22 protein-coding genes, 3 pseudogenes and 1 other annotated feature are annotated in these 26,868 nt (G+C 39.2%); of the genes and pseudogenes, 21 read left to right on the forward strand and 4 right to left on the reverse strand.

Annotation, left to right across the window (positions count from 1 at the left end; genetic code table 11):
• Positions 1-304 precede the first annotated feature (304 nt).
• The 8 genes from M3225_RS10415 to imm48 all read left to right on the forward strand — a co-directional run bounded on the left by M3225_RS10415 (position 305) and on the right by imm48 (position 9,706).
• A complete protein-coding gene (locus M3225_RS10415; RefSeq protein ID WP_116071691.1) occupies positions 305-610 on the forward strand; it encodes a PTS sugar transporter subunit IIB in 306 nt (101 codons plus the stop codon).
• An 11-nt stretch (positions 611-621) separates the two neighbouring features.
• Positions 622-1,968, forward strand: coding sequence for a PTS cellobiose transporter subunit IIC (gene celB / locus M3225_RS10420; RefSeq protein WP_251393204.1), 1,347 nt, complete (start codon positions 622-624; stop codon positions 1,966-1,968).
• A gap of 39 nt (positions 1,969-2,007) precedes the next feature.
• Positions 2,008-3,336 carry a 6-phospho-beta-glucosidase gene (locus M3225_RS10425; protein ID WP_251393205.1) on the forward strand — a complete coding sequence of 443 codons (1,329 nt, stop codon included), beginning with the start codon at positions 2,008-2,010 and terminating at the stop codon, positions 3,334-3,336.
• A 99-nt stretch (positions 3,337-3,435) separates the two neighbouring features.
• Positions 3,436-4,344: a phosphotransferase gene (locus M3225_RS10430; RefSeq protein ID WP_251393206.1), complete on the forward strand. Its 909-nt coding sequence runs from the start codon at positions 3,436-3,438 to the stop codon at positions 4,342-4,344.
• Between the two features lie 79 nt (positions 4,345-4,423).
• Positions 4,424-6,136, forward strand: a complete 1,713-nt coding sequence (locus tag M3225_RS10435) for a TcaA NTF2-like domain-containing protein (protein WP_251393207.1) — start codon at positions 4,424-4,426, stop codon at positions 6,134-6,136.
• A gap of 602 nt (positions 6,137-6,738) precedes the next feature.
• Positions 6,739-8,787 (forward strand): T7SS effector LXG polymorphic toxin, encoded by a 2,049-nt coding sequence (locus M3225_RS10440; protein ID WP_251393208.1) that lies wholly within the window; start codon positions 6,739-6,741, stop codon positions 8,785-8,787.
• Between the two features lie 13 nt (positions 8,788-8,800).
• On the forward strand, positions 8,801-9,292 hold the full coding sequence (locus M3225_RS10445; protein WP_129710112.1) for a hypothetical protein: 492 nt from the start codon (positions 8,801-8,803) through the stop codon (positions 9,290-9,292).
• Positions 9,293-9,301: 9 nt separating this feature from the next.
• Complete coding sequence (gene imm48, locus M3225_RS10450; protein ID WP_098546773.1) at positions 9,302-9,706, forward strand: Imm48 family immunity protein; 405 nt, start codon at positions 9,302-9,304, stop codon at positions 9,704-9,706.
• A gap of 94 nt (positions 9,707-9,800) precedes the next feature.
• On the opposite strand, the pseudogene M3225_RS10455 reads toward imm48, so the two are convergent.
• Positions 9,801-9,995 (reverse strand): annotated as a pseudogene (locus M3225_RS10455) (IS3 family transposase); the annotation flags it as partial.
• A 261-nt stretch (positions 9,996-10,256) separates the two neighbouring features.
• Between M3225_RS10455 and M3225_RS10460 the strand changes: the two are divergent.
• The 4 genes and pseudogenes from M3225_RS10460 (at position 10,257) to ileS (ending at position 15,689) form a co-directional block, all read left to right on the forward strand.
• Positions 10,257-10,703, forward strand: coding sequence for an SMI1/KNR4 family protein (locus M3225_RS10460; RefSeq protein ID WP_251393209.1), 447 nt, complete (start codon positions 10,257-10,259; stop codon positions 10,701-10,703).
• 213 nt (positions 10,704-10,916) lie between these two features.
• A pseudogene (locus tag M3225_RS10465) lies at positions 10,917-11,117 on the forward strand (phosphorothioated DNA-binding restriction endonuclease); the annotation flags it as partial.
• 102 nt (positions 11,118-11,219) lie between these two features.
• Entirely contained in the window at positions 11,220-12,206 is a 987-nt protein-coding gene (locus M3225_RS10470) for a GIY-YIG nuclease family protein (protein WP_251393211.1), read from the forward strand.
• 89 nt (positions 12,207-12,295) lie between these two features.
• Positions 12,296-12,538: a binding site (T-box leader), on the forward strand.
• A 52-nt stretch (positions 12,539-12,590) separates the two neighbouring features.
• Positions 12,591-15,689 carry an isoleucine--tRNA ligase gene (gene ileS / locus M3225_RS10475; RefSeq protein ID WP_251393212.1) on the forward strand — a complete coding sequence of 1,033 codons (3,099 nt, stop codon included), beginning with the start codon at positions 12,591-12,593 and terminating at the stop codon, positions 15,687-15,689.
• 43 nt (positions 15,690-15,732) lie between these two features.
• Here ileS and M3225_RS10480 read toward each other — a convergent pair whose 3' ends face one another.
• Positions 15,733-16,236 (reverse strand): immunoglobulin-like domain-containing protein, encoded by a 504-nt coding sequence (locus tag M3225_RS10480; RefSeq protein ID WP_251393213.1) that lies wholly within the window; start codon positions 16,234-16,236, stop codon positions 15,733-15,735.
• 96 nt (positions 16,237-16,332) lie between these two features.
• On the opposite strand from M3225_RS10480, the gene M3225_RS10485 reads away from it, so the two are divergent.
• From M3225_RS10485 to M3225_RS10495, 3 genes and pseudogenes are all read left to right on the forward strand, one after another.
• Entirely contained in the window at positions 16,333-17,040 is a 708-nt protein-coding gene (locus M3225_RS10485) for a Type 1 glutamine amidotransferase-like domain-containing protein (RefSeq protein WP_251393214.1), read from the forward strand.
• Positions 17,041-17,124: 84 nt separating this feature from the next.
• Positions 17,125-17,708: pseudogene (locus tag M3225_RS10490) on the forward strand (hypothetical protein).
• A 55-nt stretch (positions 17,709-17,763) separates the two neighbouring features.
• The gene (locus M3225_RS10495) at positions 17,764-18,006 is read left to right on the forward strand and encodes a hypothetical protein (protein WP_251393216.1); all 243 of its coding nucleotides are present in this window, start codon (positions 17,764-17,766) and stop codon (positions 18,004-18,006) included.
• 53 nt (positions 18,007-18,059) lie between these two features.
• Here M3225_RS10495 and M3225_RS10500 read toward each other — a convergent pair whose 3' ends face one another.
• On the reverse strand, positions 18,060-18,725 hold the full coding sequence (locus M3225_RS10500; RefSeq protein ID WP_251393217.1) for a cupin domain-containing protein: 666 nt from the start codon (positions 18,723-18,725) through the stop codon (positions 18,060-18,062).
• Positions 18,726-18,953: 228 nt separating this feature from the next.
• Between M3225_RS10500 and M3225_RS10505 the strand changes: the two genes are divergently transcribed.
• From M3225_RS10505 to M3225_RS10520, 4 genes are all read left to right on the forward strand, one after another.
• A complete protein-coding gene (locus tag M3225_RS10505) occupies positions 18,954-19,784 on the forward strand; it encodes a glycosyl transferase family 2 (RefSeq protein WP_251393218.1) in 831 nt (276 codons plus the stop codon).
• Positions 19,785-19,925: 141 nt separating this feature from the next.
• Entirely contained in the window at positions 19,926-20,810 is an 885-nt protein-coding gene (locus M3225_RS10510; protein WP_251393219.1) for a superoxide dismutase, read from the forward strand.
• A gap of 470 nt (positions 20,811-21,280) precedes the next feature.
• Positions 21,281-21,838 (forward strand): 3D domain-containing protein, encoded by a 558-nt coding sequence (locus M3225_RS10515; RefSeq protein WP_285885466.1) that lies wholly within the window; start codon positions 21,281-21,283, stop codon positions 21,836-21,838.
• Positions 21,839-22,118: 280 nt separating this feature from the next.
• Positions 22,119-23,606, forward strand: coding sequence for a DHA2 family efflux MFS transporter permease subunit (locus M3225_RS10520; protein WP_028413037.1), 1,488 nt, complete (start codon positions 22,119-22,121; stop codon positions 23,604-23,606).
• Positions 23,607-23,638: 32 nt separating this feature from the next.
• On the opposite strand, the gene M3225_RS10525 is transcribed toward M3225_RS10520, so the two are convergent.
• The gene (locus M3225_RS10525) at positions 23,639-24,319 is read right to left on the reverse strand and encodes a YetF domain-containing protein (RefSeq protein ID WP_251393220.1); all 681 of its coding nucleotides are present in this window, start codon (positions 24,317-24,319) and stop codon (positions 23,639-23,641) included.
• Positions 24,320-24,477: 158 nt separating this feature from the next.
• Here M3225_RS10525 and M3225_RS10530 point away from each other — a divergent pair, with 158 nt between their 5' ends.
• A complete protein-coding gene (locus tag M3225_RS10530) occupies positions 24,478-25,122 on the forward strand; it encodes a LytTR family DNA-binding domain-containing protein (RefSeq protein ID WP_014459738.1) in 645 nt (214 codons plus the stop codon).
• Between the two features lie 131 nt (positions 25,123-25,253).
• Positions 25,254-26,768 (forward strand): acetyl-CoA hydrolase/transferase family protein, encoded by a 1,515-nt coding sequence (locus M3225_RS10535; RefSeq protein WP_251393221.1) that lies wholly within the window; start codon positions 25,254-25,256, stop codon positions 26,766-26,768.
• Positions 26,769-26,868 lie beyond the last annotated feature (100 nt).

The raw sequence follows: 26,868 nt of genomic DNA on the forward strand, positions 1-26,868 counted from the left end.
TCAGCAGACAATTTCTACGGGTTCACAATAAAAAGAAAAGTGTAAAGTACGATAAGCAGCTTACCTAGATGGGTGAGCTGCTTATCATTTTTTAAGAAGCTACCACAATCCGTTTTGATTTACAATCTCTTTTCTTTTAAATTTAAAGAATATTCAAATAATATTTTTCCTTTGATAACGGAAAAATATTACGTTTAATTGAAAGCGTTTTCAATATATAGTGAAGGTATCAAGAAAATATCTTAGCAAGATACCTATCTCACTTATGGATGTTAATCAATTACTTATCAAGGGGGAATTGTAAATGAATATTTTACTATGCTGCGCAGCAGGGATGTCTACAAGTTTGTTAGTAACTAAAATGGAAAAAAGCGCAAAAGAAAAAGAGACGGCGTGCAAAATTTGGGCAGTACCAGGAGACGCGGTTAGAAATCATATTGATGATGCAGACATTTTGCTTTTAGGTCCACAAGTGCGCTACTTACTTCCTCAAATGAAAAAGCTAGGAGAGGAAAAAGGAATTCCAGTAGAGGTTATTAATCCGGTTCATTACGGAATGTGTAACGGAGAAGAAGTGTTAAAATCTGCTGAGCAGTTAGTTTCGAAATAGGAGGGAATCAATTGAGCAAAATGAATCGTGTACTTGAAACATATATTATGCCGCTTGCTGGCAAAGCTGCTCAGCAGCGCCATCTTCAAGCATTACGAGACGGTATGGTCCTGACGATGCCGCTTATTATTATCGGTTCACTTTTCTTAATTTTAGCCAATTTACCTTTTCAAGCCTACACAGATTTTTTAACAGAACATCCTAAGCTAAAAGCAAGCATTTTATATCCGTACAGAGGAACGTTTGAAATTATGGCTTTAGTAGCTACGTTTGGCATTGCCTACCGCTTAGCGGAATCGTATAAAGTGGATGCACTTGCTTCAGGTGCAGTGTCTCTAGCTGCTTTCTTTGTCGGTACACCTTTTGTTTCGTATACGATTGGAGAAAACGCAGATGGAACGGCCATGGTCGAAACAGCCTACCAAACGGCGATGTTTACAAGTAAAGGTCTTTTTGTGGGGATGGTCATAGCAGTTATCGCCACGGAAATTTACCGGATGATTATTCAAAAAAATATTGTGATTAAGCTTCCAGAAACCGTTCCGCCAGCTGTTGCTCGTTCATTTTCAGCGTTAATACCAGGGTTTGGTGCTGTGATGGTTATATGGATGTTACGTTTGCTTGTAGAGAACGTCGGCGACTTTGGAAATTTGCATAATGTCGTGACGGTTTTGCTGCAGCAGCCTTTAACTCATATTGGTACAAGCTTAGTTGGTACGATTCTTATTTTTATCTTAATTACTCTTATGTGGAGTACGGGGCTACACGGTGCGACGATTGTTGGCTCTGTCATGACGCCTGTATGGCTTACGCTAACAACGGAAAACGCAACGGCTCTTGCTTCTGGTGAACCAGTGAAGTATATTGTAACGAATGAATTTAACGATATTGTGTTTGTGGGAGGATCCGGCACTACGCTTTCTCTTGTGCTGGCCATGGTGCTGTTTGCGAAAAGTCAGCAAATGAAGCAGCTAGGAAGATTAAGCATCGGACCAGGCTTCTTTAACATTAACGAACCAGTTATTTTTGGAATGCCTATCGTATTAAATCCGATTATGATTATTCCGTTTATTTTGGCACCACTTCTATCGGTCATCATTACCTATGTATCCATGGATATCGGTCTCGTGGCAAAGCCAATAGGAATTGTAACGCCGTTTACAATGCCGCCGGTGATTAGCGGCTATTTAATTACAGGAAGTGTGTCAGGAGCTGTTCTGCAGATTGTGTTAATGGCGGTATCGTTTGGTGTCTATTTTCCATTCTTTAAAATGTGGGACAAACAAAAACTTATAGAAGAAACCGGGGCTTCTATAAATCGTTCACCGGTAAAAGAAGAGCAGCAAAGTATTGTATAACGTATTTTTAAAATCATTGATTATAGCGGAGGGGTTGTAATGACAAAAGGAATTAAAATTGTAACCATTGGCGGAGGATCAAGCTATACGCCGGAGCTTGTCGAAGGATTTATTAAGCGTTATGACGAGCTGCCTGTACGAGAACTTTGGTTAGTAGACGTGGAAGAAGGAAAAGAAAAGCTAGAGATTGTCGGAAATCTGGCAAAACGAATGGTTGAAAAAGCAGGCGTGCCAATTGACATTCATCTTACGTTAGATCGAAGAAAAGCGTTAAAGGATGCCGACTTTGTTACAACACAATTTCGCGTAGGATTGTTAGACGCAAGAATGAAAGATGAACGAATTCCGTTAAAATACGGTGTGATTGGGCAAGAAACGAATGGACCTGGCGGCTTATTTAAAGGGCTGCGCACAATTCCTGTTATTTTAAGTATTGTAAAAGATATAGAAAAACTATGTCCAAATGCGTGGCTTGTGAACTTTACGAATCCTGCTGGTATGGTGACAGAAGCCATTTTACGCTATAGCAATCATAAAAAAGTAGTGGGCTTATGCAATGTGCCAATCGGTATTCGTATGGGAATCGCTAAAGCGCTAGAAGTAGACGAAAGCCGTGTACAGGTGAGCTTTGCCGGGTTAAATCATATGGTCTTTGGATTAGATGTCTTTTTAGACGGAGTGAGCGTAAAAGATCAAGTCATTGACGCCATGGCAGATCCAACAAATGCGATGTCTATGCGAAATATCAAAGGGATTTCATGGGATCCTGACTTTATTAAAGGACTAGGCATTATTCCGTGCGGCTATCACCGTTATTACTATAAAACAAATGAGATGCTGCAAGAAGAACAAAATGCAGCTGAGCTCGAAGGCACACGAGCAGAAGTAGTGCGCGCGTTAGAAAAAGACTTATTTGAGCTCTATAAAGATCCTAATCTTGCAATTAAACCTCCTCAGCTTCAAAAGCGCGGAGGCGCGTACTACAGCGACGCAGCCTGCAGCTTAATTTCATCTATTTATAATGATAAAGGCGATATCCAGCCTGTAAATACCATTAACAATGGTGCTATTGCGAGTATTCCAAATGATTCTGCCGTTGAAGTGAGCTGTGTTATTACAAAAGAAGGGCCAAAACCAATTACAGTCGGCGACTTACCTGTAGCTGTTCGAGGACTTGTGCAGCAAATTAAGTCATTTGAACGCGTCGCAGCCGAAGCAGCCGTTACCGGCGATTACAACACAGCGCTTGTTGCGATGACAATCAATCCGTTAGTTCCGTCTGATACCATTGCTAAACAGCTCTTAGATGAAATGCTAGATGCACATAAATCTTATTTACCGCAGTTTTTTAATTCCGTGAATGTCTAATATGTATAAAGTGAAAAAACCTTTGACAACGAGTCAGAGGTTTTTCACTTTTATAGTATACTTTACATACAAAACACACGTTAAAGACAGGTGATCACAATGCCACACGCATGGGATGCAGAACAAATCGTATCAGCACCGCTTGCCAAAACGTTAATCGAGACGCAGTTTCCAGAACTTGCGCCTGCTGAGATTTCACTGCTTGGCTACGGCTTTGACAATACGGTTTATCAAGTAAACGGCCGCTTTGTTTTTCGATTTCCTAGACGAGAACTTGCAGCAGAACTATTAAAAACAGAAAATCAGCTTTTACCAACTCTTGCTTCTCAGCTGCCTCTATCAATTGCAGAGCCGATTTTTTTCGGCAAGCCGAATGGGGTATATCCTTGGCCGTTCACTGGCTATCACTATCTTCAAGGAAATCCGCCTGCGCGATTAACGGAAGAAGAACGCATCCAGTCCGCTTCTGTACTAGCAAGATTTCTTCGCACGTTGCATCACTATCCTTATTCAAAAGCGCAAGAGCTCGGTGTACCGTTTGATGAGTTAAATCGGCTTGATATGATGAAGAGAAAGCCTGCGCTAGAGAAGTATGTCAAGCAAATGAAGGAGCGTAATCTTTATTCTAAACAAGATATTCTTGAAACCTATGTAAATAGCATACATGAAATTCACTATCAAGAAAAAAACGTACTGGTTCACGGAGATCTTCATATTCGAAACATGATTGTCGATCAGAACAATATTGCGTCAGGCATTATTGACTGGGGAGATGTTCATATTGGTCACCCGGCAGTTGACTTAGCGATTGCCTATAGCTTTTTACCCGCTAAAGGAAGAGCGCGTTTTTTTAAAGAATACGGTGAAGTAGACGAAGAAACGCACAGACTTGCAAAATGGAAAGCAGTATTTACAACCGTAGTCTTGGTAGCACACAGCTACGACCAAGGAGACAACCAAACGTTAGAAGCGGCTCTAGAAAGCTTGGACCTCATTTTTCAAGAGTAATAAAACTGTAATAGAATTTCTGTTAAATTCCTGTATAGTTAAAAAAGGATAAAAATAAAAACAACAGGTGAAGCAAACGATGAATACAAGCCACTGGAATGAATCAGCAGCACAACTGCTAGAAACATGGATACAGCTATATAAAGAAAAGAAATCGCTTATTGGAGAAACAGAATCTTTAAAAATGCTAAAAACAGAAGTAGGCAGGATGGATCAAGAAGAATTTCTCTCGATAGTAGAACGTCATCTGCAGAAAGTGTATGAAGAACTAGAAAAAGAACGTATGAAATACAATATGAACAACATTGAATATACAATGGTCACATTTCTTTCAAGCGATTATCCGGAGTACATAAAAAAGCGACAAAATCATATGGAGCAGCTACAACATTTAACAAGCATACATAGAAGTATCATAGATCTTTTCGGAAAAGAACTCGCTTCTGAAGCGGATATGGTGGCATTTAGAAATGACTTTTTTCAACTAACAGAAAAATATGCTAAAACGTTATCGTTTAAAGAAATCAAGGAAAGCTGGAATACGTATTTGCCGGCGTTCGTTGACTTTCAAAAAAAGCATGAAAATGTGAAACAAGCGATAACGACAGTACTTGAAGAAGACAAGAGCTTAAAGCAAGAATGGAATCAGTTAAGTAAAAATAAGTTTGTGACCAAACAAAAAGCTACCGCATTTCGTACAAAGCAGCATGAGCTAAATGAAAGTATTCGAAAAGCAACGACTGCACAAAAACAATTACTCGAACTTCACTGGCCTGATATCCGCAGTCAGTTTGATGCACTGCAAGAAAAAATGAGCGAGAGCCTTTACGCTGTGCTGAAAGAAATGGAACGTAGTATGAAAGTGATTTGCCAACACGATGCAAATGAACACGCCAAGTTAAAACAATCACTTAGCGACCTAAATACAGCCCATAAAGTCAACGTTCATCAAACATGGTTAGCGGCTTTTATTAAAGAGTACCGACCATTTTTTAACAAACTTAGTGAAGAAATAAAGGATACTCCGTGCCTAGAACTATGGAATCGAATTTATGACATGTATAAAGGAATAGCAGTAAACGAATTTATTGTTACATACGAAGAATTTTTAGCACTTCAGCCGCTTGGCAGTGTAAAAAGCATTGAGGTGTCAAAACCATTAGCTCAGTTAAAGATAGATATAAAACCTGTTACACTGCCAGCCTACGCCGATTTTCCCGTGCTTAAAAAGCAGCAAGCATCACGACGTACTTTTCCTATTTTAATCGGAACCGTTATTGGACTTCTCTTATTACTTACGATTGTATACATGAATCGTGACAATCAAACCGAAGAAACAAGCTCAAACATAAAAGCCACGACCAGCACCAAACCGTTAAAAAATGAAGAGCCAAAACCAGCTGACGTAAGCAAAACGGATCTTGAAAACTTTTTTATCTCCTATAAAGCCGCTTACTTTTCAAGCTTAAACAGCGGCGACTTTAGTGCGATGGCGCCCTATATTGACTCGAATCAGCCAGTCTATAAACAGCTGAAAAGCTACATTACATCACTTGCTGGCAAAAACGTATCGTTCGCCAACGATCAGTTTTTAGTGACAAAAACAGAATCACATGACGACGGAACCTACGATATCTACACAAACGAAGTATATACGTTCACTGATTCCTACGATGCAAGCACGCAGTTTAAAAAAGAACGAATTTATCATGTGAAAGCTGCTGGCAAAGACAAACTTCAAATTACTAAAATTGATACATTAACAGATGAACAGACGCCGGTGGAAGAGTGAGTGGTTTCTGAGAAATTATGAACAACCGCTAGTTCCTTTTTGGAGCTAGCGGTTGTTGTGTTTGGGGCGTTGAAAGTGGTTAGGATGACTGCTACGCTGCCAGCGTGGAAAATGAAGTTTCCTGTAGTTTTCTAATGTACTCGTAAATGCCTTTATATCAATGTTTCAATGGGGTTTTTGATATTTAAATAAACTATAGTTTCCCCTGATTTTCTGTAGTATATGACCAAAATATGACCAGAGTGTGACCAGTATTTTGGAGATGAATATAGCTTTTCTTTTTTAGAATGAGATGATTTTGAGATGTGATAGTATGCCGTAAGTTACCTTTCTACTTAGGTGGAATTATAAGAAAACAATTAGGAATAATGTAGTCTGACCATGAAGCATAGTGTTTTTATACGTAATATAAACTAGAAATAAATATTTATACCTATGACTATTCTCTTCTACATTGAAATTATATCCTTTTTAACGCATCCACAAACTTATAAAAGGGCTTATTATCCTATTTAGATAGTGTATTGGTAATTTTATAATGGATAATAGAGGAAAATGTCGAATCAAAGATGTATTAATCATAAGGTAAAAGAGGGTTTATAATGGGAAAAGTATATGAAGCCAGTACACTTATGGCCTATGCAAAAGACAGGGTACAAGCGTACAAAGCATTTGACGAGCAGCTAGATACATTAAAAAAGGCTCTTCATGCCGTGGCCACACTGGATCATGAATTTCAAGGGAAAGGTGCCGACAGCATAAAAGGCTTTTATACATCACAAGTAGATATCGTCACACATTGGAAAAGTCTTGTTTCTTCACATCAAGCCTATTTTAATAGTATTGCAGACTATGCTGAACGAGCTAAATTAGAAGGTAATACGGTTGTAGACGTATCTTTTTTAGAACAAGAGCTGGCTGTCGCCAATGATCGTTCCAAGCAGATGGTCGAACAGCAGCACGCTGAACTTGAATCGATTTTAAGTAATATTGAAGATATTATACATATTACACCGTTTTCCAAAGACGCATTTGAAGAAGATTTAAGCGCAACTGAGAAAAAAAGAACAGATACCATTACCGCAGTAGAAGAACTAGATAATCAACTTTCGAGTGAATATGGAATGTTAGATAATTTCTACGAATCTGTGCAATTTAGCGTAAATGGTTTGGAACAGCTGACTTCTCAAGGCGGCAGCGCTTATCAGCTCACTTTTGATGCCAAAGCTTACAAAAATAGTGAAGCATACAAAACACAGCAGCAAATTGATAAAGTCGCTTCAGGTTATGTAGAAGGAAAAGCTGAACAAAAACAAGAAGTTAAAGAAAGAAAAGCAGCCATTGAAGCTGAGAGACAAAGACAAATTCAAGCCAATAAGCCGTGGTATGAAAAAGGCCTGGATATTGCAGGAGAACTTACTGGATATTATGATTTTAAACGAGCCGCAGACGGAGTCGATCCGGTTACGCATAAGAAACTGTCTGCTACCCAGAGAGTCACGGCTGGAGCAATGGCAGCAGCTGGATTCATCCCGTTCGTAGGCTGGGCAGGACGAGCGGTAAAAGGCGGAAGCGTTGTCTACAAAACGGCAAAAGGCATGAGTGCTGCGCATCATGCAATGGCTCTTTACCAAACACCTAAAGCTTTTAAAGTGCTTGAACAAACAGAAAAAGGATTGTATGGACTTGTCTTAACAAATGGCATGTATGAGTATACAATGGGGAAGGACTTACTAGGAAATAAGCTTACTAAAGAAGAGCAGCAGGCTAGTTTGTTTCAATCCTTGGGGATTGCAGCAGGCGGTTTACTTGCTGCAAAAGCATCCACTCAGTTTGTCGAAAAAAGTGCACAGGCAGTCACGAAAAAGTTCAATGATATGCGCAACGTAGTTCGTACAAGTAAAGTGACTCAATATGGAAAAGACATTCAGCAGGCGATGCGAAAAATGCCAGCAACTGGTATTGATAAAGCCAAAAAAATGTATGATGCTGTATTAGATGCGAAAGTACCCAGGTTCTTACCGCAGGAAGCACCAGTGGGTGTGAGTGTAGACTTTGCGCAGCAAACTGTACGGGATGTGTTGAAGAGTACAGCTAAAGATACGATGCATTTTATGAAGAGTACTAAGTTATCTCATAATAGCAAGCACATGCAGAATTCAGAGTGGGGAGTTAAAAGCGATAAGGTTACTGTCGGAACTGAAAAACTTGTAGGTAATTTAGAAGATGTAGATGAATTACTTATTGATACGTATGCTAACATGAGGAAAAACAAAGAAGTTACAGGACAAGCGCATCACTTGAGTCAAGACGCAGCTTTTAGAGATGTTATTCCTAGAAAAGAAGGATTAGCTATAGAACTGTCTGGAAATATCTTTAAAGATATCGGTAGTCCACATTATTCAGCTCATGAAAGTCTAGAGGCTTTTTGGAACTCTTATAGAAGGAACGGAGAATCGTTTGGTGAAATACCGATGGTTTCAGAATATAATGACGCATTATACGAATCTTTGAAGTCAGCTGGTTTAAGCGATACTCAGTCTCAGCAAGCTGTCCAACGAGCATTTGAACAGCAAGTATCTTATGGATTGAATAAAGATTCGTTTGTCCCAAGAATACCTGGGAGAATTAATTTACCTAAGCTTAAATAGAGGAGAAAACTATATGGAACTAAATAATGCCGTAGTTGAAGCAATAACATCTAATAATTGGCTAGAATACTGTGGAGTTGAAACTAATCTTCCAAAAGGAAGTAATTATTCTTATTTATCAAATAAAAAAGTAGTTAATAAGAATGTAAAAGGAGTGAAATGGGAAAATATTTGTCTTGAAGAGAGAAATAATTTAACGGGTTATTTAGCCAAGAATAAACCGGAGCTGTATAATAAAAATTGGAATGTATTAGTGAGAGAAGTTAAAACAGAGGTATTACCTAAAGTTATTGATAAAATCGAAAGCCAAGTAAGCATATTAGGGTTATCAAGTGATATAGTGAATTCTGTTAAATTTGATATTATCAACATCATTATGGTGCTTACATATGAGAAATATTATAATTCAGATTTTTACACCAATATGTTAGACATCTATTTAAGTGGTCATATTCCTTGTGGATGGGACGGAGATTATCCAAATGGAAAAATATTAGTATATTAGGAGGAAAAAATGGAGCGTAATTTAGCATATTATAGCGAGATGAAAAAGGTGGTTAATCATTTTTTAGAAATATGCCAATTAACCCCGGAAAATTTAGATGAACAAGAAAAACAAGTTGTATCGACATTTTGTTTCGGTATGATAAACAGCTATTCTCTTAAAGAGAAAAAAGATGCTGTACAGATTCAGGGAGCTACCATAAATATACTTATAGAAGTATTTTCTTATTCTCCCTCAGCTAGTGCAGAGTTTTTTGATTTTTTAATTGAGTGTACAGATAAGTCGTTTCATCCTACCATGAATGCTATTATTCATAGGGGAATTCAGGCATATCATCAGTATAAAGAGAATAGGAATCAAGAATTAAAAGAAAACATTCATAATATAATAGATATAATTAAAAGTGGTTCCTAAAGAACTTTTATCCATTAAATATTAGTAAGCTATAATCTGAAAAGAGCCTTAAGTTTTGAAGTGATCCCATAAAGTTAGACAGGTTATTTTGGCAGGCAACTTGCAGGGCATGAGTTCGGTATTGGACTGGACTCATGCCTTTTAATTTTGTTTTGATCCCTCTATGCTTATAGTAAATACACTTCTTCAATTCCTTTTTAAAATGTTCAACATTTTAAAATTGCTTTAAATAAAGAGGTTCAGACTTCATAATTCCAAAGAAGATTTCGACTATACCATTATCGTGACATACTCTGTGTAATCCCTTATTGATTTAGAGAATAGGGGGGGCTTTATTACTATATTATTAAATGCGAAAGTGCTGAGGCTGTTACCGTAAGAAACACTAGTTGGGTTAAGTGTAGATTTTGATCAGCGTTTCATGATACATTGATAAATATGTTTAAGAATATAATACACTTTATTGGATAATCTACTGCACTATATAGAGGTCTCAAAAGTAAGTTATAGCGAACTTATTGTAGAGGATTTTAATGAGGAGAGAAATAATTTGAACCAAAAAGAAATGAGTGAATTTATTCAATTCAATTCTGAGATTAATGATTTTACTGGAGGAGTCTCAGACGAAATTATTAAAGAAGTTGAAAAAGCACTTAAAGTGAAATTTTCGGATAGTTATATCTGGTTTCTTGAAAATTATGGTTCTGGAGGGCTGTTTGGAGTAGATATACTTGGCTGTGGAAAATCCGCGACTCCATCTGTAATAACAAACACTGAAAGATTTCGGAACATTGGATTGCCAACTCAATACGTAGTTGTTGAAAACTGTGAAGAGTTTGTATATTGTTTAGATACTGAAAACCTAATTGACGCTGAATGTGTAGTTGTGTCGTGGGACAGAATTGATGGATATAGTGGAAAAAGAGCAGATAACTTTTATGAGTTTTTAACAAATAGACTTCTTGATGCCAAAGAAAATTGGGACGAAGACTTTTAAAATTAATCTATATGGTTGTTAAGTTATTTAACCTTGATTGGCTCTATAGATTTCAAGGTTTTTTATTATGTTCAAATGTATAGGGATGTCTGAAACTTTAAAACCTATGGTATAAACAAGATGAGCACTTCAAAAAGTTATTCTGTTAATTATTAGAAAACGCCAAGAGAAAAGCTTTAGGAGGAAATTAAAAGGAAAAATCGAGCAAATTTCTTTTCAGATCAGAATGAGCTGTTAGTGGCGACTCAAGCACACGGGACAAATGGATTTGAAGAGTGGCTTATGAAATTTCACGGACAAAAGCTTAGAGACCCTATTCACCCGGCGTATCAGCCGAGTGAAGATCTTCTTGGATGGCATGTTAGAGAGGTATTTAGAGGTCCTGATAGATATCAAGCAAATGATATAAATTAATTTTTGTGAATGATAGATAGCTATGTTTATACTTAGGAAGTAATTTACATATTGTGGTGCCATTTAAAATACGGTAAAGAAGATATAAACGGAGGAAGAAAGATGTTACGAAAAAGCGGTGCGAAACGAATACAGACTTGGTTTTACGATGACGATCCAAATGGGATTAAAGTATCGGAAGTACCGAATACAACGATACAGGCTGTATTCATTCCTAGAAATAGTTTGAAAGATTTAAAGGGTGAAAGTGAAGTAGAAAAGCCCGGCATTTATTTTTTATTTGGAGAAGATAAAAAAGCATATATTGGAGAGGCAGAAGTAGGATATGAGCGTTTAAAGCAGCATGCTAGTCCATCAACAGGTAAAAGCTTTTGGGATGTGGCCGTGTTAATTGTGTCTAATGCTTCTCAAGATCAATTAGATAAAGTTGATGTAAAATACTTAGAGCATATTTCTTATCTAGCAGCCATGAGCTCTGGTACATATGATATTAATCAAACCGTTCCGACAAAACCGTTTGTGCGTGAATTTAGGCGAGACGACCTGACAGATATCTTTAATGTTATTAAGGTTTTACTTGGTGGGGTAGGCTTTTCAATTTTTGGGTATGCTTCAAGTGGAATAGAATATGAAAGTGAAGTTGTACAGTCTGGTGAAGTACCAAAGATTGAAACAGAGCAACCGATAGAAAAAATTGTTCAAGTTGAGACACATCTGTTAAAAGATACAAAATCAGTAGTGGTAGAGGACGTTCTATATTGTAAACGCCGCGATGCGTATGCGAGCGGGAAATATGTTAGCGATGGATTTCTTGTCTATAAAGGAGCTTTGCTTGCAAGCGAACAGCAGCTAGAAGGAGCTAAACTTAAAAGGCAACAAGACTATATTAATACTTTCCTAGCAAATGGTGTACTAGAAATAAAAGATGATAGATACGTACTGGTACAAGATCAAATTTTTTCTTCTATATCAGCTGCGGCAGTGTTTGTGACACAGCGAAGAAGTAGTGGAACTTCTGAATGGAAAGATAAGAACGGGATAACAGTGCGTAATAAAATCGATCAAATGTTAAATGCAGAAACAAAATAACCTGTATCTAAAGCTTTTAATTCCAATAAGTATTTCAAAACATTGACATTCCTTTCCAAAACGCATACAATAGCTACTAATAAAAGCACACAAATTCGTTGAAGAGAACCAGTACGCTGCAAGTTTGTTCCACAGAGAGCCGGTGATGGCTGAAAGCCGGTGTTCAAGCTGCAGGGGAATATCCTCTCTGAGAAGTCAAACTGAACTTATAAGTAAGTTTGAACGGTAGTCTACCGTTAAAAAGAACGCGTATGATTGTACGTTGCTGAGTGCTATTGATGAACGGATCAATAGAAGCCAGGGTGGTACCGCGGTTGAAACCCGTCCCTAGTCATAGGGACGGGTTTCTTTGTGTGCTTTTAACTTTAAAAGGAGTGGTATCACATGAAAGAAGTGAATGTAAGGGAGCCTTCGCAAGAGCGAGAACAGCGTATCCAACAGCAGTGGCAAAAGGGAAATGTGTTTCAGCAGTCGGTTCAAAACCGAGAAGGGCAGCCTTCGTTTGTATTTTATGAAGGGCCTCCAACAGCAAACGGTTTGCCTCACGTCGGGCACGCGTTGGGCCGGACAATTAAAGACGTCGTGGCTCGTTATAAGACGATGACAGGGCATCAAGTGATCCGAAAAGCAGGCTGGGATACGCACGGACTGCCGGTTGAACTCGGTGTCGAGAAGCAGCTCGGAATTTCAGGGAAGCATGACATTGAAAAATACGGCGTAGAAGCTTTTATCAACAAGTGTAAGGAAAGCGTATTTGTGTATGAAAAGCAGTGGCGCGCGTTCACGGAGCAGCTTGGCTATTGGGTTGATATGGAAGACCCTTACATCACCTTGGAGAATTCATACATTGAAAGCGTATGGAACGTGCTTGGCACGATGCATGATAAAGGACTTCTTTATAAGGGCCACCGCGTATCACCGTACTGCCCGAGCTGTCAAACGTCATTGAGTTCGCATGAAGTGGCTCAAGGATATAAAGATGTAAAAGATTTAACCGTAACGGTGAAATTTAAAGTGAAAAACCGCGATAATGAGTATTTTTTAGGCTGGACAACGACGCCTTGGACGCTTCCGTCAAACGTGGCGCTTGCCGTGCACGAAGAAATGAACTATGTCCGCGCCGAGCAAGGCGCCAGCGTGTATATTGTTGCAGAAGCGCTCGCAGACAAAGTGTTAAAAGGAGAGTATACCGTTTTATCTCATCATAAAGGAAATGAGTTAAAAGGGATGTCGTATGAGCCGCCGTTTAATTTTGTGAAAGTGGAAAAAGGGCATGAAGTGGTAACGGCTGATTATGTAACGGACCAAAGCGGGACGGGTGTTGTTCATTTAGCACCTGCTTATGGCGAAGATGATTACAGAGTGGTAAAAGAAAACGGTTTTTCGTTTGTGAACGTAGTGGATGAAAAAGGACAGTACACGGCTGAAGTGCCGCCGTTTCAAGGACGTTTTGTGAAGGACTGCGACGTTGATATCGTGCGTTACTTAGCAAATCAAGACGTGCTGTATCATAAAGAAAAGCATGAGCACAGCTATCCGTTTTGCTGGAGATGCGACTCGCCGCTTCTTTATTACGCAAATGAAAGCTGGTTTATTCAAACGACGGCGTTAAAGGAACAGTTTTTGAAAAACAACGAAAGCGTGACGTGGTACCCCGAGCATATCAAGCACGGCCGCTTTGGCAACTTTTTAGAAAATATGGTGGACTGGAATATCAGCAGAAAGCGCTACTGGGGAACGCCGCTGAACGTATGGGAATGCGGGGAATGTCAGCATCAAGTAGCGCCAAAAAGCATCAATGAGCTTCAGAAACATGCGTCTCATTCAGTTGATGACAGCATTGAACTGCATAAGCCTTATGTAGATGACGTGCAATTAACATGTCCGGCCTGCAGCGGAGAGATGAAGCGCACGCCGGAAGTAATTGACGTTTGGTTTGACAGCGGCTCGATGCCGTTTGCGCAGTATCACTATCCGTTTGAAAACAACGAATTGTTTCAAAAGCAGTTTCCGGCAGACGTAATTGCAGAAGGAATTGATCAAACGCGGGGCTGGTTTTACAGCTTGATGGCGGTTTCGACGCTGTTTACAGGAAAAGCACCTTATAAGCGCGTTCTGTCTCTTGGCCACGTGTTAGATGAAAACGGTCAAAAGATGTCTAAAAGTAAAGGGAATGCGCTGGATCCTGTTGATCTTATTCATACATTTGGTGCCGATGCGCTTAGATGGGCGCTTTTAGCAGACAGTGCGCCTTGGAACCCGAAGAAATTTTCAGAGCGCGTGGTGCAAGAAGCGAAATCAAAAGTCATTGATACACTAGTGAACGTGTACGGCTTTTACGTATTATACGCCAAGCTTGACGGCTATGATCCGGAGCAAACGTACGAATTGAAAAAAACAAAATTGGATGAATGGATTCTTTCACGTTTGCACAGCACGGTTAAGCGCGTAACGGCACATCTTGAAGATTACGGGTTTACAAGTGCGGCGCGTGAAATCGCGTTCTTCATTGAAGAGCTAAGCAACTGGTATGTACGCCGTTCCCGCGACCGTTTTTGGTCAGAAGGAATGGACGGAGAAAAAGCAGCGGCTTACGATACGCTTCACGAAGTATTAGTCACGCTCAGTCAGCTGTTAGCGCCGTTTACGCCGTTTGTTGCGGATGATGTTCATGAAAATCTGACAGGAAAAAGCGTTCATTTAGCAGACTATCCTGCGTATGATCAAACGAAAGTGAACGAAAAGCTGGAAAAAGAAATGGCAGCGGTGCTTCAAGTAGTTGAACTAGGCCGGAACATTCGAAATACGCATTCGTTAAAAGTAAAGCAGCCTCTGCAAAGTCTTTCACTTGTTGTAACAGAAGGAAACGTGGATTGGAATGCGTATCGTGATGTAATCAAAGATGAGCTTAATGTAAAGAACTTTAACGTGGAGCAAGACGACGACAAACTTGTTTCGTATGTATTAAAACTGGACTTTAAACAGGCTGGACCGAAGTTTGGAAAACAAGTGAATGAGGTAAATCAAGCGTTGAAAAACCTTTCAGAAGATAAAGGAAAAGAGTTTGTTGGGCAAGGCAAGCTGAGTGTTACACTTGCTTCAGGAGAAAACCTAACGCTTGAAACGGCTGACGTGCTCGTTGAAAAAGTACCAAAAGAAGGTTTTGCAGTTGCATCGAACGGTACGTATACCGCCGTGTTAGATACTGCGTTAACCGAAGAACTCGTGCAGGAAGGCGTCGCTCGTGAAGTAATTCGAGCGGTTCAAGATTATCGCAAAAAGTTGGATTTACCCGTGAATTTACGTATTGATTTGGAACTTAGCGGAGACGAAGAAGTTCAGAAAGCCGTCGAGACGTTTGAAACGTTGCTTCAAGAAAATCTTCTGTTGCACAGTCTTCGTGTTACAGAAGATATCGAAAACGGAGAAACGGTGAAAGTTGGAACAAAGCAAGTTACGCTTCGTGTCTTAAATCAGAACTGATAAAAAGCACTTACCTAATGACGGGTAAGTGCTTTTTTAGCCTTTAATCAAACTGCCCGAGAACATTTTTAAGGCTCGGCCAGACAATTTCAAATGGAGCAGCTAATACATACTCTTTGCCGTTTTCGTCTTTAAAGTGCTGAACAAAGCGGTATTTTCCTACCTTGTAGTTAGGAGTTGCGATATCTTGTTTGAATGATTTCCCTGGCTTCAGCGTGATAGTTTTATCAGGAAACTCTAGCCCGTTTAGCACAACTTTGTACCACTTTCCGTCTTTTAAGTGATCCGCTGTATTTTCGTAAGGAATTGTTAAGGTATGCGTCGAGTTATTTTGAATAACAAAAAAGCCAAACTGCGTTTTATCGTATTTCTTACTTACAGCAGATAGTGTAATAGTTCCTCCATCAGTGTTAATGGAAGAAGGAATGTTTTTTTCTTGTTTGGCTCCTAGCTCCATTTTTTGACCGTTATAATCGATATAGCCGAAGATGCAAAATAAGATAATAAAAATGCCTAGTATTAGTATAAGGGTTCGTACTACTTTCAAAAGCTTTACACCACCTTTTTGCCACTCTTCCATTATACGGAAAATCATCTATCGGAGATAGTTTTATCTATTACCTTTTTGAAAGGACGGCGTAGGATGAGACAAATTATAGCCATGGGCGGCGGAGGCTTTTCAATGGAGCCGGATAACCCGCTGCTAGATCAATACATACTTTCACAAGCTCATACAGATATGCCGAAAATCTGCTTTATCCCTACAACAAGCGGAGATGCGGATAATTATATAGAAAGGTTTTATGAAGCGTTTGAGAAGTTAATATGCAAACCGTCTCATTTATCGCTGTTTTCTCAAAACTTTATGGATTTAAAAGCATATGTGCTGCAGCAGGATATTTTATATGTAGGCGGCGGTAATAAAAGGAGTATGCTTCTTTTATGGAAAGAGTGGGGACTTGATACGATTTTAAAAGAGGCTTATGAAAAAGGAATTAGCTTGGCAGGAATAAGCGCAGGTTCAATTTGCTGGTTTGAAGAAGGCATCACTGATTCCATGAACGACACACTGTCTAAGATAGACGGTTTAGGATTTTTAACTGGTAGTAACTGTCCTCACTACGACGGAGAAAGCGATCGAAGACTTTGTTACTATGAATTGATTAAAAGCGGAAAAATGGCAGGAGGCTATGCTGTAGATGACGGAGTCGCGCTGCATTTTAAAGATGAAGAGCTATCAGCATCGGTTAGCTCAAGACCTACAGCAAAAGCGTATGCTGTTAATCGAAAAACGAACAAAGTCATTGAACGTGAACTCCCGGTGACCTATTTAGGTGATCGCAAGCAATAAATGGCCGCTTCCCATGTTCTTCTGTATAAAATGGAGCTTATTAGTACATACATAAGCAGAGACTCTATATAGGAGGTTACTTCAGTGAGTTATGAACGATACTGGGGAAACATACATGAACAAAGCGATAAGCTGCAGAATTTATTATCGTCGTATTGGCATCAGTATTCGGATTTTGAAAACTGGCAGTTTTGGGTAGTGCTTGCTTCGCTCGTTCTTCCTCTTGTGTTGTTGTATTTTACCGTAGACCGAACGCGGCCTTTTGAGGTGTTTTTCTTCGGTTACACAGTACATATGCTTTGGGCATATATTGATATTGCACTTGGACGAAGCGGTCATTTAACGCACACGTTTTTCTTAACGCCTTTGCTTCCAAACGCAACGAATATTACCGCTTCTATTTTGCCGGTAGGGTTTCTTCTGCTTTATCAATATTGCACGAATCATCAAAAAAATTTCTATCTTTATACAATTCTTTTGAGCGCTGTTTTTTCATTTGGACTGGCCCCCTTGAACATTATTTAGGATTTATTGATTCAGGAAAAGGAATGAGCTTGTTTTATATTTTTCTTATTGATATAGGAATAACGTTAGTGGCGTACTGGTTTACGGTGCTGCTTGTAAAAGTGAAAGCCGCAGCATATCGTACAGGAGAAAAAGAACGCTGAAAAAATGTTTTAAAATCATTAGTTAAGGGTATAAATACATTTAAGATAAATTGAGGTGAGAAAATTGTATTACTACCGCATTTCAGAAGGACAAGACGAAATGTACTCTGAGACAATTGTTGTCCATGAAGAACAGTTTGATCAAGGTACATTCGAAGAAATGGTAAAAGAAGCGATGGTCGATAAGCCCGGCAAAATCGACCAGGTGGACATTGTGAAATATTTAATTGGACATTATCATTTCCAAGTTGCATATATTGAAGCAGCCTTTCATAGCACGTATATAGAAGAACAATAACGTTATGTATTCGTTAAAAACCCCTTTGCATCGACAGCGGGGTTTTCTTGTCTTTACCAATATCGATAGTGATAGGGGTTTTGAGGGGAGTAATAAGGATTCTGAGGCGGAGGATACGTATAAGGAGGCGTCTCGTGGTTAACGGAGCCTGCTTGTTTTTTCTTTTTGTAAGGTCCTTTTTCTACGCATTCGTCCGTTGGTCCAATCACGATAGTTTGATTTTTTAACGGAGCCAGCGTTTTCTTTAGTTGCTCCGGATCTAAGCAGTACGTATGAGCAAGTACTTCAATAGGCGTCTTATTTAAAATATCTGATCCAAAAATGTATTCCGGGTACGGAGCGTCAAAAATGGCGAGTAAATGGGTCTTGTCTTCAGAAGCGATTTCCCAGTGCCACCAGCCTTGAAGGATATTGGCTACTTGACCGGGAACAATCGGAATGTTTGTCACTTCATTGTTAAACGGATTGATTAATGAAACGACAGCTGAGCCCGAAATGCAGTAGACAAGCTCAGCGGCATTTTGATGATAGTGCGGTTCGACCACGCGGCTTTCGCTTAAGTAAATATCGAGTAACGATACATTTCCAAGGGTATTTAGCACATCTCTTCCTAGCCGGTTAATATAGTTTTCATCATTGCGCGTATTGAGTCTATTTTTATTCACATCAGAAAAGTATTGTACGTTCGGATTATTGTAATCCATATAGGACGTTTCCAAGGGTCTTCAGCTCCTATCCTTGAATTTTTCATGATGCTGTATCGTATGTAGAGAGTTTTATTTTGTGACAGAAGCCTAGGAAGATGTAGGTAACCGCCTCTTTTGGATGAAGTGTACAATCATTTGCCCGCTGGTTTTCATATACTGTAACAGGTTTTTTTCACAGAACCATGATCAATGTCAGGAACATACGACAGATCATTTTAAGGAAAGTGAGTTGCAGAGCTGTTGCTTGATCAATATGAAAAAATAAATAGTACGTACGAAAAGCTGGATGAACTTCAGCTACCGTTTGACAAGCCGGTCTTAGTGGGAATCGAGTGGAACGGAGTGCTGTTTGAGTTTTTAGTAAGGCTGAAAAAAGAGTCTTCTCATTTGCTTGTGTTTGGTTCAGGAGGAGGAGCGAGTCAGGAAATGCCGGCAGGGCCTCCATATTTTCAACGCCATTCGTGGATGAATGAATTTGAAGATTCGATTATTTACTATAACGATCCTACGCTTTATTTAGGAAAGGTGTCGCTTGCGTGGGGACAAGGGACAAGCAACCGTTTTTATTTAAAAGACATTGCCGTTTTAATTGAAAAATTCATGAAAAAAGTGCAGGTGAATTCGTCTAACGTGTTGTTTTACGGATCTTCAGGCGGCGGTTTTATGTCGATGTTTTTGGCAGGATACGTAAAAGGAGCAAAAGCGCTTGTAAATAATCCGCAGACCTGTTTAACTAAGTGGCTGAAAACGCCGGTTCGGCAAGTGTTTAATTTGTCTTATCCCCATCTGACAGAAGAGGAAGTTATAGCCTCATACGGTGAGCGAATCAACGTAGTAAAGTTTTTTCGTCATATTAACTATGTGCCAAAGGTGTATTACTTGCAAAACGGGGCGTTTGAATATGATATGAGCAATCACTTGATTCCATTTTTAACGGATTTGCAGGATATGCCGAACGATTGTGAAATCAATAATATAAAAGTGGAGCTCTACTATAATCTAAAGCTAAAACACGCGGCTGTTAGTAAGCAAGAAACGATTGATTATGTGAATATGGCGAAAAATATATAAGAAAAAAGGCAAGAGTTTACGCTGTAAGGAGCTCTTGCCTTTTTTTATGTCGAATTTTCTAACTCAATAGATACAAGTAGGAAGTTATGTTGCTTTTTCTTTTGAATATGATAGTGAAGATGAGGTGTAAGGAGGGAAAGTATGGCCGATCAAGATGAGAAAAAAAAATACTTGATGGAAGTTCAGACCTGGCTTGAACAAGTATGTGATCCTGTATTTGAAGAAGCCATTACAGAAGTAGATATAACGTCATATATAACGCGCACGCAAGAAGACGTTCTTGAATATTTAAGTGAAGAAGATGTTAACGAATATACGTTAGAAGAAATCAATAATGCAGTACGGCATATTGATAAAGTCTTAAAAGAGCGACTTGGAGACGACGGAAGGGAGCGGGAATCGATAGCGCCAGGGCAGCACGAGCTGCCACCGCTTGGCTATAGTTACTCAGCTCTTGAGCCGTATATTAACCGGGAAATTATGCGTCTTCATCACAGCAAGCATCATCAAAGCTATGTAGATGGATTAAATAAAGCAGAGCTCATGCTGCAGCAAGCCCGTAACACAAATAATTTTGACCTCATAAAACATTGGGAACGGGAAGCTGCTTTTCATGGATCCGGTCATTACTTGCATACAATCTTTTGGGAAATTATGAGTCCAGAAGGAGGAGGAAGGCCGAGGCGCCAGCTGTTGCAGCAGCTTCAAAAAGACTTTGGCAGCTACGAAAAGTTCATGATGCACTTTTCTCAAGCTGCTAAAAAAGTAGAAGGTGTTGGCTGGGCTATCTTAGTATGGTCGCCGCGTTCGCGCAAGCTTGAAGTCTTGCAAGCTGAGCGCCATCAGCTTCTCACGCAGTGGGATACGATTCCACTGCTCGTATTAGACGTATGGGAACACGCCTATTATTTACAGTACAAAAATGAACGTGATCCGTACGTTGATAATTGGTGGAAAGTAGTTTACTGGCCAAATGTAGAAAAAAGATTCGAGGCAGCTAGAGTGCTTCAGTGGCAGCCATATTAATAAGTAGTGTAACCATCATAATTTAAAGATAAAAGAGGCAGGGACAAAAGTATTTTAGTTGAAGGAAGATCCGAACGAGTTTGATTCTTGATTGAGAATCAAACTCGTTCGGATTTTTTCATTGGATTGATTTAGTTATGTCTCAATCTCTTTTATTTTTAAACACGGGGATTTATTATTTTTAAATAAACTATGTTCTAAATAATTAATAAAAGACAAAATATAAGTCTCTAGAATCAGCGAAATGTTACAAATGAAATAATTACGTATAAATGTGTGTAAAAGCACCGTTATATACCTAAATATGTATGTTTATGGAGTGTGAAAGTGATTAATTTACTAGTTTAAAAGGAAGAATATTTATTTTTACTGTAACTAAACTATCAAACTATTGACATGATACTGAAATATACCTGTAATATTCATGTGTTATTTTTTATGTATTGGTAGATAAAGGGGAAATCAAATACATGAAAAAGACAATGATTACGTTCAGTTTAGTTCTAATGTCACTGTTCGGAGTGGCAAGTGGTGCGTCAGCTGCAACAAATACATATACAGTAAAAAGCGGAGATTCGCTATACAAAATTGCAAAGACATATAAAGTATCGGTTAGCCAGCTGAAACAGTGGAATAACTTAAAGTCAGATAGCATTCATCCAAAACAAGTATTAAAAGTATCTCAAGTAAAATCAAGCACGCCTGCTAAAGCAACGCCTGCGATGTCTTCAAACGTTGTGAAAGAATTTAAAGTAACAGCAACAGCGTACACAGCGAACTGCAAAGGATGCAGCGGAAAAACAGCGATTGGAATCGACTTGAAAAAGAATCCAAATCAAAAAGTTATTTCTGTAGATCCAAAAGTGATTAAGCTTGGTTCAAAAGTATACGTAGAAGGTTATGGCACGGCAATCGCAGCTGATACAGGCGGCGCAATTAAAGGAAATAAAATTGACGTTCTTCTTCCTTCTCAAAAAGAAGCATTAAAATGGGGAAGAAAAACAGTAAAAGTTCAAATCTTAAAATAAGTATTCCTTAAGGAAATGAGAGCCTTCGTTGAAAGGCTCTCATTTTTTTCTTCATTAAAGGGCATGCTACTTTATATATAATGATGGAAAAGTTTTACGAAAATGATCATATTTGTTGACAAATATTTCGGAAACGGATATATTTATTCGGTATATAATTAAGTTCATTAAATATTCGTGACATAAATTAATAGAATGAACACATAAAATATATTCTTAAACTGTTTGTCATCTGAAGATTTACATACAGATAATTTTAAAAGGGAAAGGTCTTGTTAAAATGAATACACAAACACAACAGTCCGATCAAGCCCGAACTCGGTCTATTTTTGGCGTAATGATAATGGGAGCGCTCGTTGCTTTTTTAAATCAAACGCTGATTAACATTGCGCTTCCGCAAATGATGGATCACTTTCATGTGACGGCGGCTACGGGCAACTGGTTAACAACCATCTTTATGTTAGTAAACGGAATTGTTATTCCAATTACAGCATTTTTAATGAATCGATTTACTACAAGGCAGCTGTATATTACAGCAATGGGGCTGTTTACAGTAGGAACGCTGCTTTGCGGTATCGCACCGACATTTTCTGTTATTTTAGTGGGACGCGTCGTGCAAGCAGCAGGAGCAGGAATTTTATTTCCGTTAATTACAAACGTTATTTTTACGTTATTCCCGCCTGACCGCCGCGGTTTTGCGATGGGGATTTTTGGTGTAGCGATGAACTTCGCACCGGCAGTAGGTCCGACGCTTTCTGGTTTAATAGTTGAGCACTACTCATGGCGCGTTTTATTCTTTATGATGTTTCCAATTGCACTTATCAACGTGATTGCGGCGATTATTTTAGTGAAAAACGTCACAGAAACAAGCCGACCGAAGCTAGACGTGCTTGGTGTTATTTTATCAACAATTGGATTTGGCGGCTTACTGTATGCGTTCGCTACGGGCGGTACAAAGGGCTGGACCAGCACCGAAGTGTTAGCTATGTTCATTGTAGGCGGTATTTCAATTCTGTTCTTTATTTTCCGTCAGTTAAAAATCGATCAGCCGCTTCTTGAATTCCGTATTTTCCGTTACCGTATGTTCACGCTGACAACAATCATTAACGTGATTGTGACAATGGCAATGTTTTCAGGTATGATTTTAATGCCGATTTATATGCAAAACGTACGCGGCTTTTCACCGTTTCTTTCAGGCTTGCTGTTACTGCCAGGGGGAATTGTAATGGGGATTATGTCTCCAATTACAGGACGGCTGTTTGATAAGTTCGGAGCAAGATGGCTTGCTGTTATTGGTTTAGCTATTACCGTTGTGACAACATATGAATTAACAAAACTTGAAACCACAACGACATTTATGTACGTAATGATTGTCTATACCGTTCGTATGTTTGGTATGTCACTGCTCATGATGCCAATCTTTACAGCTGGATTAAATGAGCTTGCGCTTAGCTTAAATAAATACGGCACGGCGATGGTTAATACGCTTCGAATGGTTGCCGGAGCTGTAGGAATGGCGTTCTTTGTATCTATTATGATGAATCAAGGTGAAAAACACGTGAAAAACATCGTAACAAATCAACAAATTTTGCCGACAGATAAAGGCAGTATGGCTGAAGCTGTGAATCAAGGTACAGCAATGGGCATTAACGATGCGTTTATGATCGCAACCATTTTAAGTGTAATCGCGTTTGTTTTAGCCTTCTTTATTCGCAAAACCTCACCAAAAGAAGATACCATTACAAACCGTGTGAAAAAAGCAAGCTAATAAAAAATCCGTGCCTTATGGTACGGATTTTTTTACGGCTTAAATTTGTCCTTTTTATAGTCAATATAAAGCGATCCGTTCGACTGAACTTCAGCGTAAAAGACTTCATCAAGTGATTTGACTCCTGCTTTTTCTAGCTGTTTATGCAGCCAGTTATTATCTACGTGCAGGTCCTTCAAAGCATCTTCATTCGCTTTCCCATCGTAAATAACGCCGGTTGAAGTGGGGAATAAAAGCGTTTTTGACCATGAGTTTGGCTTTTTATCTTGTTTTTGCATAACGGAAAGGTTTCCGTTGATTTCTAATATGGCGTATTCTACATCTTTTATGGAAAATACGTTTTGCTGCCTCAGCATGCCCAAAAGAGATTCAATATCTAGCCGTACTTGTTTTAACGCCTTCTCCATCACTTTTCCTTGCTTAATCACAATTTTAGGCTCACTGGTAATAAGATGCCGTGCTTTTTTTGATTTCATTCCAATATAGCCCATAGCAATTGTTAAAAATGTCCATCCTAGCAGTGAATAAACCCCTTTATCAATCTCTACTCGCTTATCGGTGGAGAGTGAAGAAGCAATATTACCAATCGTAATCGCCGTAATAAATGTAAACACATTTAACTGGCTAATTTCTGTTTTTCCCATGAGCCGCGTTAAAAAGAGCAGCACAAAAAATGAACAGGCGATTCGAAACGTCGATTCAGCATAGCCCATACATTTCATCCTTCCTTCATTTCATTGTTTTATGTTGTGAAAAAATAGAAATTTTATGCAGTTGAACGGATAAATTCCATGCTTCTTTCCCAATAGCTTATGCTTTTACGCTACAATAAAGGAGCAACGTGTTTGACTAGACAAAAGAAGGTGAAAACATGAAACCATTTAAAGCATCAGCGTTACTAGACGTTATCAGTGAATTGTTCTCCGATGAAGCGTCGATTGCCGTTTCAGATCTAGAAACGTACGTGTATTACCGGGCAAGTAAACGAATTAATTTAAAAATTAGCCCTGGAGATCAAATTAAAAAAGGAACGATTACATATAAAGCATTAGAAAGAAAGCAAAAAGTATCGGAATTTATTCACCGAGATGTGTTTGGCACGCCTTACTACGGCATGGCGGTGCCTTTCTTAGATGAAGGAGATGTTCAAGGGTGCGTGACGGCGATTTTTCCTGCGTTAACGAGTGGAAAGTCAGTTGTGACGTTAAAGGTGAACGAGGGATGGATACCGGTTCCTTTCTCAAAAATCATCTACGTGGAAGCACGTGATCGAAAAACATATGTATATGCCCAGAAGTATACAGGTACTCATAAATACACGTTAAATGAATTTGATTATGTGCTTCCAAAAGAAGAGTTTGTTCGCTGTCATCGTTCCTTTATCGTCAATGTGACGCAAATTCAAGAAATTTATCCTGATACACATTCAACTTTTTTATTAGTGATGAACAACGGAGAAAAAATTCCGGTCAGTCAGTCGTACGCCAGCTATTTTCGAAAGCTGCTTGGGTTTTAGCCGTCATTTTGCTTAATTATCATCAAATATGCTGTTTTATCGCTATTTTTGTCAATTTCATTCCAAAAACTCTTGTGGACGCTTGCTTTACAGTAAAATGGTAAAAAGAGAAAAAACAAGGAGTGAACAGAATGGAAAACTTTTGCAATCGAATTAAGCATGAAGCATTACAGAATCGTGTTGTCTCTGCTGAAGAAGCAGCGTCTTGGATTCAAGATGGAATGACGCTTGGTCTAAGCGGCTTTACGCGCGCAGGGGATGTCAAAGCTGTACCGTTTGCGCTAGCGAAACGAGCGGAAACGGAACCGATAAAAGTCAGCGTGTATACGGGTGCTTCACTTGGGTCAGATGTGGATAAGTTATTTGCAGAAAAAGGCATGTTAAACAAGCGCCTGCCGTTTCAAGCCGATCCGACGATGCGTAAAAAAATTAATGAAGGTGAATTTCAGTTTATCGACCAGCATTTGTCTCATACCTCTGAATGGGTGCGTTCAGGCGTGTTAGACTCTATTGATTTCGCTATTTTGGAAGCGGTTTCTATCACGGATGATGGAATGATGATTCCAACAACTTCAATCGGTAATTCAATGGTGTTTGCCAAGCACGCCAAATCTATTATTATTGAAATAAACACAGCGCAGCCAGAGCTGTTAGAAGGTATTCACGACCTGTATGACCCGGGCATTCAAGGGCAACGAGATGCTATTCCTTTGAGAAAATCTGATGACCGTATTGGTTCGCTTGGTATACCAATCGATTTGGATAAAGTAAAAGGCATTGTGTTTACGAATCAGCTAGATTCACCATCTACGATTGTAGCACCTGACGAAGAAACGGTTGTGATGGCTCAAAATTTGATTTCATTTTTACGTGAAGAAATTAAAGAAGGGCGATTAACTGAATCGCTTGCGCCTTTACAATCGGGAATTGGGTCTGTGGCGAATGCCGTTTTTCACGGTTTGTTAGATTCAGAGTTTCATGATTTAGAAGTGTATTCAGAGGTATTGCAAGACGCTGTGTTTGATTTATTTGATGCAGGAAAAGTCACGTTTGCTTCTTGCTGCTCGATTACGCTTTCAGCGGATAAAATGGAACAAGTTTTCTCGAATTTTGAAACATATCGAGATAAACTCATTCTTCGTCCGCAGGAAATTTCAAATCATCCCGAGATTATTCGTCGCTTAGGGCTGATTTCAATTAATACCGCGCTAGAACTAGACATTTACGGAAATGTTAATTCAACCCATGTGATGGGAACAAAAATGATGAACGGCATCGGAGGTTCAGGAGATTTTGCTCGAAATGCGCGCCTTGGTATTTTTGTGACAAAATCCATTGCTAAAAACGGTGATATTTCAAGCATAGTGCCGTTTGTTTCACACGTTGATCATACGGAACACGATGTGGATGTGATTGTAACAGAGCAAGGATATGCAGACTTACGCGGACTCGCCCCAAGAGAACGAGCAAAACGCATCATTGAAAATTGTGCACATCCAATGTACCGCGATCAGCTTATGGCTTATTACGAAGAAGCGCTCACGCAAGGCGGCCAAACACCGCACGTTCTTGAAAAAGCCTTTTCTTTTCATACGTCTTATCAACAAAATGGAACGATGCGAGAAATCGTACCGCAAACAAATTAAAAAAACGCTTTGTCTCATGAGGAGACAAGGCGTTTTTTTGCTGAGTAAGAAACTTGTGTTTGTTATCTCATTGAATTACGATGAAAGGGAATACATAAAG

It is taken from the genome of Priestia aryabhattai (genome assembly GCF_023715685.1).
Taxonomy (GTDB): domain Bacteria; phylum Bacillota; class Bacilli; order Bacillales; family Bacillaceae_H; genus Priestia; species Priestia aryabhattai_B.

Bases quoted from the DNA above. Each gene is read 5' to 3' on its own strand.
- M3225_RS10510 (WP_251393219.1), top strand. From the start codon at position 19,926: ATGGCCGATCAAGATGAGAAAAAAAAATACTTGATGGAAGTTCAGACC.
- M3225_RS10425 (WP_251393205.1), top strand. From the start codon at position 2,008: ATGACAAAAGGAATTAAAATTGTAACCATTGGCGGAGGATCAAGCTAT.
- M3225_RS10445 (WP_129710112.1), top strand. From the start codon at position 8,801: ATGGAACTAAATAATGCCGTAGTTGAAGCAATAACATCTAATAATTGG.
- M3225_RS10435 (WP_251393207.1), top strand. From the start codon at position 4,424: ATGAATACAAGCCACTGGAATGAATCAGCAGCACAACTGCTAGAAACA.
- M3225_RS10415 (WP_116071691.1), top strand. From the start codon at position 305: ATGAATATTTTACTATGCTGCGCAGCAGGGATGTCTACAAGTTTGTTA.
- M3225_RS10525 (WP_251393220.1), bottom strand. From the start codon at position 24,319: ATGGGCTATGCTGAATCGACGTTTCGAATCGCCTGTTCATTTTTTGTG.
- M3225_RS10485 (WP_251393214.1), top strand. From the start codon at position 16,333: ATGAGACAAATTATAGCCATGGGCGGCGGAGGCTTTTCAATGGAGCCG.
- M3225_RS10515 (WP_285885466.1), top strand. From the start codon at position 21,281: ATGAAAAAGACAATGATTACGTTCAGTTTAGTTCTAATGTCACTGTTC.
- M3225_RS10520 (WP_028413037.1), top strand. From the start codon at position 22,119: ATGAATACACAAACACAACAGTCCGATCAAGCCCGAACTCGGTCTATT.
- M3225_RS10470 (WP_251393211.1), top strand. From the start codon at position 11,220: ATGTTACGAAAAAGCGGTGCGAAACGAATACAGACTTGGTTTTACGAT.
- M3225_RS10530 (WP_014459738.1), top strand. From the start codon at position 24,478: ATGAAACCATTTAAAGCATCAGCGTTACTAGACGTTATCAGTGAATTG.
- ileS (WP_251393212.1), top strand. From the start codon at position 12,591: ATGAAAGAAGTGAATGTAAGGGAGCCTTCGCAAGAGCGAGAACAGCGT.
- M3225_RS10535 (WP_251393221.1), top strand. From the start codon at position 25,254: ATGGAAAACTTTTGCAATCGAATTAAGCATGAAGCATTACAGAATCGT.
- M3225_RS10440 (WP_251393208.1), top strand. From the start codon at position 6,739: ATGGGAAAAGTATATGAAGCCAGTACACTTATGGCCTATGCAAAAGAC.
- M3225_RS10430 (WP_251393206.1), top strand. From the start codon at position 3,436: ATGCCACACGCATGGGATGCAGAACAAATCGTATCAGCACCGCTTGCC.
- imm48 (WP_098546773.1), top strand. From the start codon at position 9,302: ATGGAGCGTAATTTAGCATATTATAGCGAGATGAAAAAGGTGGTTAAT.